This window comes from Dysgonomonas sp. GY75, assembly GCF_015234155.1.
GTDB lineage: Bacteria > Bacteroidota > Bacteroidia > Bacteroidales > Dysgonomonadaceae > Dysgonomonas > Dysgonomonas gadei.
Genome location: NZ_JADCLQ010000058.1, coordinates 19,596 through 33,275, shown reverse-complemented (window position 1 = coordinate 33,275; position 13,680 = coordinate 19,596). Strand labels below are relative to the sequence as shown.

Sequence of the window (13,680 nt, the reverse complement as noted above, 5' to 3'; positions counted from 1 at the left end):
CAGTTATCTCAAAGGTAACACATAAGCCGATTATGAAACTGACTTCAACAGCTTAGCACCAAAGATTGTGACCTGTGAGCACGTGTATGAAATTTTAATCTTCTTGGCTGTTCCCTTTTAATATATCCAATAACCATGCATTTATTACGATAAGTGCTCTCTCTTGTTTCGCCTGAAATAATGATTTAATAACTAAAAGTCCTATTTAGGGACTATAAACTATAATTTATTTACGTATGAAAACAAAAAGTATATTTATAATCATCCTTGCTCTTATTCCTTTTATATGGTTTTGTGCTTGCGATACAGCTTATACGTATGATATAGAGGACGGGTTGGATGATAACTCGAAAGATGGTCCTAATATCACTGTGGAAACAGATGAAGGTATTGATGTGAGTATGTATGAGGAAGCCCGTATTTTCCCCGGGCTGGTCGATACCCTAAAGGAAAAACATATTGAGGCTACAATCGTTCTGGATTTGAATAAAAATTATACAGATTCCATTACTTTAGGAGTAAGTAAAGTTCCGGAACCAATCTATAGTACAGGACTTTATGCCGGTGCGGGGGAAAAAATAACTATTTTTGTTGAAGGCCAGACAATGGGACTCAAGGTGACTATCGGGGCACATATGGATGATCTCACATCTCTCAATCCATACTTACGCCTTCCTGTTGTATCCATTACACAGGCTTTATTTCCCGGAGAAAATATAATAAAAAGCCCGTTAGGCGGAACAATTTGGATACAAAGAAGTAAAGGGCTGACCCAAGGTGGTTCCTGCACATTGAAGTTTGAAAGAGTTTACCAAGCAGCTGATTATGTGAGGGACGAGACAAATATACAGGAATGGAAAAGCAAAGTGTCCGAAACAACTGTCCCATGGCTGGAAATCCGCGGAAAGCATTTTGCATTTACAGTGCCCAAATCTCGGATATTGGACAACTTGGATGATATTTCATCGAATTTGGAAGACGCGGTAATATGGTGGGATGAGGCGATTGAAGAATTTTATTATGACTATTATGGATTGAAATCCGGAAATGATGTTCCTCAAAAACAGCGGGCGCCAGAGTTCCCAATACGTGTGGTATTGGATGTGCAAATACTGAACAACCTTTATTTACGAAGCAGCAATTATGCGGTGGTGGCGATGAATAACAATTATATGTTCAATGAATTGTTTGATTTAAAAACATTGAAAACAGGAAATTCAGTCGCTTTATATCGGGCTGTTAACTCAATGTTTGCATACAGAACGCGTTTAAATCCCTGGCCCGCTAATCTGTCAAATGTGATTAGCAGTATTCCTCTCTACCGTATAGGTCAAAAGGGCTTTCCCGATGAAGGGACTTTTGGGAATATCTTTCCCGGAGAAGATAACATAACAGCTTTGTTTCCTAAAGCGCTTGATTTTGCTATGGCCGATAGCAGCAAATGGCTCGGTAATGAACAAAGTACAGCATTCGGTGCATTCCAATTACTGGGTCTGGTACAATTGGCAAATTATAACAACACAGACTGGGAGGTAATGAAGGCCCTAAATATGAAAGCAAAGGAGGAACGCTATATAGATAATTCAGATATCAGCTACTTTTTCCGTTCATTATGCGATCACTTTCAGCAAGACTTTTCTCCGTTCTTTGATCAATGGGGAATGGAATTGCCTGATGCTGTCAGAAAATATGGAAAAGAAAACAATTACCCATTGATGAATAAAAAGATATGGGAGTTTAACCCATTAAATCCACAACCTGTAAGCGATTACAATGGAAGTAATTATTATTACAGGCATGATCGTAGCCAATGGGAAATATATGCATTCGATAGAAATTACAATGATAATTCTTCTTCGTCATCATATACTGCCGAAAAAATAATTGATGGAAATAAATCCTCTGTCTGGTATAATGGTAAAGATGGCGCGGGGCAATCGTTGTTGTTGCCATACTATATCATCATAGATTTGCATGAGCAGACCTGGATAGACGGAGTATATCTAGCCAATGGCAATTCTAATGATCGAATGTCTGATTTACATATAGAATATATCGGTAATGACGTAGGTGATCCTTATAATCCGACTTTATCATGGACTACATTGATTCAGGTAACAGACCCGACTGTATTTAAACCAAATTTGAAAAACGAACGTTTCTTCGGATGTTCAAGGACACTGGTTCGTTATCTCCGTATAAAAATAGAGAATGAGAACACAATAGTACCAGATCCGGCCTTAACAGATCAGGAAAAGCAAGAATTGAAAAGACGGCATGGTCTTGCAGAATTCGGAACATATTATAAGAAACCATAAAAGCATCTGCAATATGAAAAAAAATATAAATATAATTTCTATGATGTTATTCGTAACATTAGGTATTTCCGTATTCTATTCTTGTACGGACTATGAAAATCCGGATATGATAGCGATAGATGGCTTTGACGGCGATTCGGTAATTTCAACAGCCATCCATCGAAAAGTACTGTGGATAAATATAGATGGAGCGGTGGGAAGTGTCGTGGAAAATTCTATTCCCCAAGAAGGAACAATTGCTCATATGCTAAAGAATAGCAAATATTCATGGATAGGATTGAGCGATAACCGTATTTTGAAAAATGCGAACAGGGAAGATCCTGTTACATGGTCGACGATGCTTACGGGTGTTATTCCTGAAAAACATAATATAAAAGATGATTCATATACTGCCGATATTGAATATGATCCTACAAATCCGAATGAAAAGGTTATACAATATCCCAATATACTTAATCATATAGCCGAATATAATCCGGAGAATCCGACGTTGTGTGTAACGCCATATGAAAAGTTAAATAAATATATGCTGAATACGGCACAAAAGACGGTTACAACGACAAACGATGCGGAAACTAAAGATGAAGTATTGAAACATCTTAAAGAAAGTAATTTTGACTTTACTTTAGTTGCCTTTTCGGAATTGCTCGAAGCGGGTAAATCAGGCGGATTTACAGCCGGTAATACTGGATATATTACTGCTTTACAGCGAATAGATGGTTACATAGGTGAATTTTTACAGGCTATTGAAGAACGGAAAAATACTTTTTATGAGGATTGGTTGATAATAATAACTTCGAATCATGGAGGTACAGCAGACGGAAATTATGGAGGAAACTCAGATGCGGAACGGAATACATTCGGTATATTCTATTATTCGCACTATGAAGAACAGCGAATGAATGGGAAAAAATTGTACGGAGCTTATTTTGAAAATGGTAAATCCCATGCTTTGATCTTCGATACAATATCGGCAGGCATTCGTTATGCTTTGAGCGAAGAAAAGGACTTTTCTTTAGAGGTAGTTATGCGTATGACGCCGCGAAAAAATGGTACATATAATGGGGATAACTGGAATCCTATTATAGCTAAAGGAAATTGGGGGTTATACAGGCAAAGAAGCACAGTCTCTTTTCGTATTAGCGACTTTGAGTCGTCAGGAGCTTTAGAAAAAGCTGTTACTGGATATAATGATCCTCAATGGCATAGTTACTGTTTCAGTATTACCAAAATGGCGCAACAATCCCGTGAGTGGATTACGGCTTTGGACGGAAAAACTATTGCGAAAGATATCTCCGGGTCAAGGGGTGTTCCTACAGACATTTCTCCAATAAGAATTAATAATGGTGTTCCTACTCCTTATTATATATCAGAAATCCGTTTATGGAAAAAAGCCCTAACAGAAAATAACATTACACAACAAGCTATTCTTTTGGATATAGCCCCGACTGATACTCGTTTTAATGATTTACTTGCCTATTGGAAGCTCAATCCGAATGAAATAAAAGACGAAAGCAAGTCCGATACCTTAATAATAAAGAATCAGATTGAGAATGGCTTGGATTTGTATTATGTTAATACCGATACGGAATATACTCGGCCTGTTAAAGATAAAGCTTTTGTTGAACTGCCCAATACATTTCCGACACACGTTGCAAATGGAGATTTGATTATGGAAAACACATTAATAGTTCCTCAAATCTTATACTGGATGGGTATTTCGACTAGTACAGTACTGGATGGGGTGAAATTTATTGATATTTATGCACACTCCGAAGAGTGGAGGGATACGCCACAGGAGTAAGATAAATTATATTAATTTTCTCAGGATCGAATATTGGTTTTCGAAATTCCAATATTCAATCCTTAATCAATCCTTAAATGATAATTGTTTAACTAAAAATACTTTATTATTATGGAAAAGAGCTGTTCTATATGGAAAACATTATTCTTTTTATTCATTATTCTTTTTATTCATTATTCTATCATCTTGTAGTGATGATTATTTTACTATAGAGGAGAAAAATTCTGTATCTCAAACAAAATCTATCACAGTCTCTAATCTTGAATTAAGTTTTGACGTTTCCTCATGCTTGATGGGTACAGCAATGGATCCTATTATTTCCGGAGTAGATGGGAATGCAAGCGTTTTCATAATAGGAAAGCTGGGAGGTGATCCGGAGTATAACTCTATTATTGATAGTGAAGAGGTTGACTGTGCGAACGGTACTTTTTATTTCGGACGTTACAGTATGAATGAAACCCATAATATTCATTTTAATGTGCCAGGAATTTGGCGTTTTAAGGCAATAACTGAGGATACTGAACACGATGGAGAGTTTTGCAGTTCAGAGATTGTTGAAGTTGAAGTACAATTCCCTGAAATCACTGAAATAGTTTCAGCAGTCGAATTTCAATTGGATCAGTTATGGAGTTCGACATTGTCGGCCGCAAGTGAAGATTCTCGTAAAGAATTAGGATTCTGGATATATGCAGAAGTGGATAATAACGGAGGATTGTCCTACTCCGTTGGAGAAACCGAAGAGGGAGACGACATTACAGATTGTTCATCACGTGCTACTATAAGTCCATCGGATCCTGAAGAGCTTATTCCGAATGAGCCTTGGAATACAGTGAAATTTGCAGTGGCATATGCGCATGCACATACAACGCTTTATTACTGCCCATCTAGTATCGAGGGAAGATCCACCGGACCATCCGAAGAAGATGATAAGTTTGCAAATTCCCGGAAACTACCTATTCTCGTCTATGATTATAGTGCGAATCAAATATACGGACAAGATGGAGAGGGTTCCGAATTATACAATCCAGCCGGGATAAAACATGCCGGAGAATGCATGCAACGCTCCTTTTTTGAAAAATGGAGTTCGCTTGAAGAATCCCCCTTAAGTCCTAAATAAAAACTAAAATGTTATGAAAACAATAGCTTATTATCTTTTTGCAGTCATTATAACAATATCATGCAATAGTATCTTTTATACAGCTTTGGCCCAAAACAAACAAAATAGGGTAGATCCGGAGCGGGCGAAGAACGGTTCCGTAAACCCCTATCCATTAAGTGAAAAACAGCGAAAGAATTTTCTAAATGAAGCCGAAAGATTAGCCACATCTTATAAGGCAAAATACACCAATCCTGATCTTTCTACATGGTTGGAATCTGATCGCAATGCATATCTGATTGCAAGGTCTCGACGAGTTGCTTTGTTAATAGCGCCTGTTTACTACAGAACCTATCCTTCAAAAGGGCCAGTGATAACATTGGATACGGCATCAAAAAGTGACCCACTCGGCAAAGAGGGTAAGACATATTATAGAATACTTTTTTACGCGAATCCGGAACTGGAAGACATAGCAGGTAAAAATGATGAACTTCTCTCTATTGATATCTGGGAGGAAAACGGAGAAGCAAGGGAAATTCTATGTCGAACAGTAGGGCGGAGTTATTATTTTTCTCCACCCGATTGGGAGGATAGTGTTTATGAGGACATTCAAAAGGGTATTCGAAGATCCTTTCGCTATTTCACCGGATACGAATTTATGGACCCGATAACGGAGAAATATGCAAGAAACATAAAGAAGGAAAAAAGAGAAAAGGAAAGAGAAATACAAAAGTAATTGTTATGAAAGCAACAGTTTATTATTTCTTTTTAATGATTATCGCAATGGTATGGGGCGGTATTTCCTTTGATGTTTCAGCACAGGGATTTGGCATCGATAAAATCGGGAGTTCTGTAAATCCTTTCCCTCTAAGCGAAGAAAAACATAAATTGCTTTTTATCGCAAAAAGTATGAAAATCCGGATCTTTCCACTTGGAAGAAATCAGACCGCAATGCATACCTGATTGCTAAATCCCGCAGGGTTGTCTTGTTGATAATGCCTGTCTATTATCGTACCTATCCATCTCAAGAGCCGACAATTGTCAGAGAAATAGCAGATGTAAGAACAAAGGGGTTATATCTAAAACCCGCTATTATTCCGGATATGAACTTACGGATTCGATAACAGGGAAATATATAAGGGATAAAAAGAGCAAGAAGATAAAACAATGATAAACAGGTCTTATCTTTAGAAGATTGATGTATTGGATATTATTAACTACTATTGTCAACTTTTCATAGATATCAAAGCCCGGATTTTATAAATAGTCCGGGCTTTTTTCTGAATAAGCAGGATCTTTTGATAAAGAAAATTCGGACTTATTATTTATTGAAGTTCTTTTTATTATAAAACACGGCATTTGATTGATTATTGTACGCTTTTGATTGATTATTGTACGCTTTTGATTAATTACAAAACCTGTTTGTATACGAAAAACAGCAATTTTGTACCTGATTTTAACAATATATTATAATGAAAAACAGTCATAAGATTTTGTCATTTCTAACATTCATTTTTGTGCTGGCAACAGTTTCTTCAGGATGTATCTCTCAAAAAAATGAAAAGCTGGTAAAAACCGGTTCTTCCGATACAAAAGTTATTGATATTATTAAAAAAGTGAATTATTATTGGCAATCGAACAATCCCACTCCGGCAAATTCATTCTGGCATTCGGCTGCATATCATACCGGAAACATAGCAGCATATGAAGTTACCGGAAAAGAAGCCTATAAAAAATATTCCTTAGATTGGGCAGAGCATAACCAATGGGTAGGCGCTAAATCGGATAATAAAGCCGAGTGGAAGTATAGCTATGGTGAATCAGATGGTTTTGTCCTTTTTGGCGACTGGCAAATATGCTTCCAAGTATATACCGACCTGTATAGAATGGATGAAGTAAAAGATGATAAGAAAATAGCCAGAGCCAAGGAGGTAATGGAATATCAGATGTCTACTCCCAATAATGACTATTGGTGGTGGGCTGATGGGTTATATATGGTAATGCCCGTAATGACAAAAATGTACAATATAACGGGAAAACAACAATATCTGGATAAGTTATACGAGTATTTTGCTTATGCCCGTGATTTGATGTACGACAATGATAGCCATTTATTCTACAGGGATGCAAAATATATCTATCCTAAGCATAAAACAAACAAAGGGTTGAAGGACTTTTGGGCCAGGGGCAACGGATGGGTTTTTGCCGCTATCCCCAGAATGTTGGCAGATTTACCTGAGGACAATCCGCACAGAGCTGAATATATACAAATATATCAGGATATGGCGAAAGCCTTAGCTGAAAGCCAGCAAGGAGAAGGATTCTGGACAAGAAGCTTGTTGGACGCAGATCATGCGCCGGGATATGAAACAAGCGGGACCGCATTTTTTACTTATGGCTACTTATGGGGTGTAAATAATAATCTTCTTGACAAGGTAATGTATGCGCCCGTTATTGATAAGGCATGGAAATATCTTACAGAAAAAGCTTTGCAACCAAGTGGAAAAGTCGGATATATTCAGCCTATAGGTGAAAGAGCCGATCAACATAATAATGTCGGACCCGAGACAACTGCTGATTTTGGTGTCGGAGCATTTCTTTTGGCTGCATCGGAAATGAGTAAATACAAAAAATAAAAACTAGACTTGAAATAACTATGATTATGAGAAAAGTAATTATAATAATAACTTGTCTGATGATATTTTCTATCAGTTTTGTCGCACAAGATAAAAACGTGAAGGATAAATATGTTGACGACCGGACTTACTGGACCAATCTTCTCTATAAAATAGCCGCTCCTGTATTAAGTAATATGAGTAAAGGGGAACTAAAGAAAAATATGCAGGTAGAAGTAAGCCCGACATGGGATGGTCGAAATAAGGACGTTACATACATGGAATGTTTCGGACGATTGATGTCAGGACTTGCTCCCTGGCTTAGCTTGCCGGATGATAATACAGCTGAAGGTAAGCAGCGAAAGCAGCTTCGGGAATGGGCATTGAAGAGTTATGCTCAGGCAGTTGATCCGGATAGTCCTGATTATTTGTTATGGGGGAATGAGGGACAGCCGCTGGTTGATGCCGCTTATATAGCCGGTAGTTTTCTTCGTGCACCGGAACAATTGTGGGAACCTCTCGATGATTTGACCAAAGAGAGATACATTAAAGAATTCCAGCAGCTCCGCCGCATAGACCCTCCATATACTAATTGGCTGCTATTCTCTGCAATGATAGAAACTTTTCTAATGGAGGCAGGAGCACAGTACGACATGTATCGCATACATAGTGCTATACGTAAAATAGAAGAATGGTATGTTGGCGATGGTTGGTATTCCGATGGAGAACATTTTTCATTCGATTATTACAATAGTTATGTCATACAGCCGATGTATGTACAGGTATTACAAGTATTGGTTGATAGAAAAATACTATTAAGAGATAAAAGTCTGGAGGATATACAGAAGAACTTAGATAATGCAAAAAAACGGATGCAACGATATGGAATTATATTAGAGCGATTTATTTCTCCTGAAGGTACATTCCCTTTATTCGGACGCTCTATGACTTATCGATTAGGCGTGTTTCAACCTTTAGCTTTACTCTCTTGGAAAGGCTTACTTCCTGAAGAATTACCTGATGGACAAGTAAGAAGTGCATTAACGGCAACAATGAAATGTATATTTTCGAATGAAGGTAATTTTAATGAAGGTGGATTTCTTCAACTGGGTTTCGCCGGTCATCAGCCCCATCTTGCAGACTGGTATACCAACAACGGGAGCATGTACATAACCTCAGAAGTATTTCTTCCTTTAGGTTTGCCGGCGAATCATCCATTCTGGACTTCTCCCTCGCAAGGCTGGACTGCTAAAAAAGCATGGAAAGGGAATTCATTTCCAAAAGATCATGCAGTGAAATATTGATCTAATAACCAAATTTAAAATAAAGAATATATATGGAACTAAATCTAATCCAAGACAAATTTAAATCACTTTTCGGGACAGAGGGGACAATGTACACTTCGCCCGGTCGTATTAACCTTATCGGAGAACATACCGACTACAATGGCGGATTCGTATTACCCGGAGCAATAGACAAAGCTATGTACTGTAAAATCAAGCCGAATGACACAGACAAAGTAAGAGCCTACGCACTGGACCTTGAAGAATCTGCTGAATTCGGCCTGTACGAGAATGACCTTCCTTCGAAACAATGGGCAAAATATATCTACGGCGTTTGCCGCGAGATGATAAAAAAAGGGAAAAACGTTCCCGGCTTCGACTGCGTATTTGCAGGCGATGTACCCCTGGGCGCAGGCATGTCCTCTTCCGCAGCACTGGAAAGTTGTTTCGGTTTTGCAATTAACGATACCTACGACTTAGGCTTTGACCGTTTTGAATTAGCATTGATTGGACAAGCCACCGAACATAATTACGTTGGCGTAATGTGTGGTATAATGGATCAATTCGCTTCTTGCTTTGGCAAAGAAGGTTCATTGATTAGACTTGATTGCCGTTCATTGGAGTATCAGTATGTGCCGTTCAACCCGGAGGGTTATCGTCTGGTATTGATTAACTCTTGTGTATCTCACAATCTGGCGGAAGGAGCATATAACAAACGTCGTAAATCGTGTGAAAACGTAACGGCGGCCATCCGCAAACACCATTCTGAGGTAGAACTGCTTCGCGATGCTAATCTTGATATGCTTCGGGAAGTAGCTAACGAAGTAAGCGCAGAAGACTATATCCGATCCGAATTCGTTATCGAAGAAATTCAACGCCTGCTTGATGCTTGCAAAGCTCTCAAAAAGGGAGACTACGAAATCGTTGGCAAGAAAATGTATGAAACCCATATCGGACTTAGCCAAAAGTATGCCGTAAGTTGCGAAGAGCTCGATTTCCTTAACGATATTGCCCGTGAATGCGGTGTTGCCGGATCACGTGTAATGGGCGGAGGTTTCGGTGGTTGCACGATCAATCTCGTAAAGAACGAACTTTATGACGGTTTCGTCAAACGTGCAATTGAAAGCTACGAACAGAAATTCAAGATCAAACCTAAAGTTTACGATGTTGTGATCAAAAACGGGGCGAGACGGCTATGATTCAAGTTTTCTGAAAATGAATAATCTAATCATATTTTGTATTGTTATACTAATGGCTGTAGTATATCCTTTTGCGGGTATTATTATTTCATTCCTTAAGGGAAAAAAGATATTGGGTATAATATCTGTTCTTATTCTATTGGAAGAGCTTACTCTCATTCTTCTTGTCAGTTATGTAACTATACTATGTGAAAATTATTGATATGACTAGAAAATTATTTGTTTTACTTTTTATAAACATATTATAAATTAAATAAATCGGCAGAATGCATTTGAAACTAATTCTATTTCTTTGTCTAATAGTATCTGTAAAAGGGGGATAATGCAGCTAGACTACTTGTTGCTGACGACATAATGGGAAAATGGGAATTGTATCCTAATCCGTGTGTGGGTGAAGGTGCAGATATTACTTATCATTCACAAAGCACATTATATACTTTCTGTTTATGATAAAAATGATGCATATATATTTATGACAGACAGATGGACTCCCAATAATCCGATTGACGGGCGTTATGTTTGGTTACCTATACAATTTAGTGGTAATTTACCAATATTGAAATGGCTTGATGAATGGACTTTGGATATATTCGATAAATAAAGTGCTTACAATCAATAGTTTACATAAAAATCAATGAAGGAGCCGACATTATTTCTTATAAATAGTAATGAAGAATTACTTTGCTTGATGGGAAAAATCTTGTCAAATGATTATTATATCCTGGCTGCAATAAACGGAAAAGAAGGGCTGGATATAATAAGAAATAACAAAATAGACGTTGTTATATGTGATGAAATTCTTCCCGACATAAATGTATTAGAATTTTGTGAACTTTTAAAACACGATGAAAAAACTAAAAATATTTACATAATAGTTTTATTATTTAATTATAACGCTTATGAACGCACCATTTATTATAAATCAGGAGCAGATAGCTGCATGCCTAAACCTTTTGATACAAGCGTTATCAGATCAGTAATCAATAATTTTGCAATAAAAAATAAGGAATTATGATAAAATATATAAAACGTCTCATACTATTAATTTGTATTTTTCAAATTATTTTTAGTAGCTGTATGACAAAAGGAACCTTTGAGGTAGGAGACAAAACCTTTTTATTAAATGGAAAAGCCTTTGCCGTCAAAGCCGCTGAGTTGCACTATCCACGTATCCCAAAAGAATATTGGGAACACCGTATTCAGACAGCTAAGGCATTAGGTATGAATACCATTTGTCTGTATGTGTTCTGGAATTACCACGAACCCGAAGAAGGTAAATACGATTTCTCCGGTCAGAAAGATATTGCAGCTTTTTGTAAGCTGGCACAAAAGCATGATATGTACGTTATTGTCCGTCCCGGGCCCTATGTTTGTGCCGAATGGGAGATGGGCGGATTGCCTTGGTGGTTGCTAAAGAAGAAAGAGATAAAGCTGCGTGAGCAAGATCCGTACTTTATGGAACGTACCAGGCTCTTTATGAACGAAGTTGGAAAGCAACTTGCAGATTTACAGATAACTAAAGGCGGAAATATTATTATGGTACAGGTGGAGAATGAATACGGAGCTTTCGGCACTGATAAACCTTATATTGCTGAAATCCGCGATATTGTAAAGGGAGCAGGATTTACTGATATTCCGCTTTTTCAATGCGACTGGAACTCCAACTTTGAGAATAATGTTTTGGATGACCTTGTCTGGACAATCAACTTTGGTACAGGAGCAAATATAGACGGCCAGTTCCGCCGTTTGCAGGAACTACGTCCTAACACGCCTCTTATGTGCAGCGAATTCTGGTCAGGATGGTTCGACCATTGGGGAGCCAAACACGAAACCCGCAGCGCAGAAGCTTTGGTTAGCGGCATGAAAGAAATGCTCGACCGTAATATTTCTTTCAGCCTGTATATGACTCACGGAGGTACGAGTTTCGGACATTGGGGAGGCGCCAACTTCCCTAATTTCTCCCCTACCTGCACTTCATACGACTATGATGCGCCGATAGGAGAATCGGGCAATATCACTCCGAAATATTACGAAGTACGCAACCTGCTGAAGAATTATTTGCCGGAAGGCGCTACACTGCCTGAAATACCGGATTCTATACCGACAATAGCAATTCCGGCTTTTGAACTGACCGAAATAGCTCCATTGTTTGATAATCTGCCTGATGCCAAAGAAAGTGAAACAGTCAAACCGATGGAGTTTTTCGATCAGGGATGGGGAAGCATATTGTACAGGACTAAACTGGAAATGTCCAGGGAAGAGCAAACATTGATAATTACCGAAGCCCACGACTGGACCCAGGTGTTTCTTGACGGGGAAAAGATCGCAACCCTTAGCCGCCTGAAAGGCGAAGGCTCTGTAAAGTTACCTCCTGTAAAAGAAGGAGCACAACTTGATATCCTGGTGGAGGCTATGGGACGTATGAACTTCGGAAAGGGAATCTATGACTGGAAAGGTATTACAGAGAAGGTAGAAATACAAAATAAAAATACGACAAGAGAACTTAAAAATTGGCAGGTATACAATATTCCGGTTGATTATGAATTTACAAAAGGCAAACGATATAAAGAATATAAAAAAGGAGAAAATACAGCTAAGCAACCGGCATATTACAGAGGCACTTTTATGCTCAATAAATTAGGCGACACGTTCATAAATATGATGAACTGGAGCAAAGGTATGGTTTGGGTTAACGGTTATTCAATTGGTCGTTATTGGGAGATTGGGCCTCAACAGACATTGTATATGCCGGGCTGCTGGCTTAAGGAGGGAGAGAATGAAATTATTATCCTTGATATGGCATCCCCTTCCAGACCGGAAACGGAAGGACTAAGAAAACCGGTACTCGACATATTAAGGGGTAATGGCGCATATGCGCATCGCAAGCTGGGGGAGAATCTTAACCTGACAGGAGAAACACCTGTTTATACTGGTGCATTCAAGCCGGATCATGGCTGGCAGCATATTCAGTTCGGCAAAACGGTTGATACCCGCTTTTTCTGCCTGGAAGCCCTAAGCTCGCATGGAGGAGATGGTTATGCAGCCATAGCAGAACTTGAACTGTCGGGTGAAGATGGTAAACCCGTATCACGCCAACATTGGAAAGTAGTCTATGCCGACAGCGAAGAACTGGACGATGCCAATAATGTAGCCTCTAATGTATTCGATCTCCAGGAATCGACTTTCTGGCATACGAATTATTCTAAGACAGACTCTAAACATCCCCATCAGATTATAATCGACCTGGGCGAAGATAAGAAAATTACAGGATTCTCATACCTGCCTCGTGCTGAAGCGAATAAGCCGGGTATGATTAAAGACTTTAATGTATATATTAAAATGACACCGTTTAAATTGAAATAGCA

At 38.5% G+C, this 13,680-nt stretch carries 11 protein-coding genes; all 11 read left to right on the top strand.

Annotation, left to right across the window (positions count from 1 at the left end; genetic code table 11):
- Positions 1 to 236: 236 nt before the first annotated feature.
- The gene (locus IR083_RS22145) at positions 237 to 2,318 is read left to right on the top strand and encodes a M60 family peptidase N-terminal accessory domain-containing protein (protein ID WP_194225965.1); all 2,082 of its coding nucleotides are present in this window, start codon (positions 237 to 239) and stop codon (positions 2,316 to 2,318) included.
- 13 nt (positions 2,319 to 2,331) lie between these two features.
- The gene (locus IR083_RS22140; protein WP_194225964.1) at positions 2,332 to 4,122 is read left to right on the top strand and encodes an alkaline phosphatase family protein; all 1,791 of its coding nucleotides are present in this window, start codon (positions 2,332 to 2,334) and stop codon (positions 4,120 to 4,122) included.
- A 304-nt stretch (positions 4,123 to 4,426) separates the two neighbouring features.
- Positions 4,427 to 5,239, top strand: a complete 813-nt coding sequence (locus tag IR083_RS22135; RefSeq protein ID WP_194225963.1) for a hypothetical protein — start codon at positions 4,427 to 4,429, stop codon at positions 5,237 to 5,239.
- Between the two features lie 13 nt (positions 5,240 to 5,252).
- The gene (locus tag IR083_RS22130; RefSeq protein ID WP_194225962.1) at positions 5,253 to 5,954 is read left to right on the top strand and encodes a hypothetical protein; all 702 of its coding nucleotides are present in this window, start codon (positions 5,253 to 5,255) and stop codon (positions 5,952 to 5,954) included.
- Positions 5,955 to 5,959: 5 nt separating this feature from the next.
- Positions 5,960 to 6,181, top strand: a complete 222-nt coding sequence (locus IR083_RS22125) for a hypothetical protein (protein WP_194225961.1) — start codon at positions 5,960 to 5,962, stop codon at positions 6,179 to 6,181.
- A 509-nt stretch (positions 6,182 to 6,690) separates the two neighbouring features.
- A complete protein-coding gene (locus IR083_RS22120) occupies positions 6,691 to 7,854 on the top strand; it encodes a glycoside hydrolase family 88 protein (RefSeq protein WP_194225960.1) in 1,164 nt (387 codons plus the stop codon).
- Between the two features lie 59 nt (positions 7,855 to 7,913).
- On the top strand, positions 7,914 to 9,137 hold the full coding sequence (locus tag IR083_RS22115) for a DUF2264 domain-containing protein (protein ID WP_410492898.1): 1,224 nt from the start codon (positions 7,914 to 7,916) through the stop codon (positions 9,135 to 9,137).
- 32 nt (positions 9,138 to 9,169) lie between these two features.
- Positions 9,170 to 10,315, top strand: coding sequence for a galactokinase (gene galK, locus IR083_RS22110; RefSeq protein ID WP_194225958.1), 1,146 nt, complete (start codon positions 9,170 to 9,172; stop codon positions 10,313 to 10,315).
- 391 nt (positions 10,316 to 10,706) lie between these two features.
- Positions 10,707 to 10,916, top strand: coding sequence for a hypothetical protein (locus IR083_RS22105; RefSeq protein WP_194225957.1), 210 nt, complete (start codon positions 10,707 to 10,709; stop codon positions 10,914 to 10,916).
- 33 nt (positions 10,917 to 10,949) lie between these two features.
- A complete protein-coding gene (locus IR083_RS22100; RefSeq protein ID WP_194225956.1) occupies positions 10,950 to 11,330 on the top strand; it encodes a two-component system response regulator in 381 nt (126 codons plus the stop codon).
- Positions 11,331 to 11,392: 62 nt separating this feature from the next.
- Positions 11,393 to 13,678 (top strand): beta-galactosidase, encoded by a 2,286-nt coding sequence (locus IR083_RS22095; RefSeq protein WP_410492897.1) that lies wholly within the window; start codon positions 11,393 to 11,395, stop codon positions 13,676 to 13,678.
- The last annotated feature ends 2 nt before the right edge of the window (positions 13,679 to 13,680 follow it).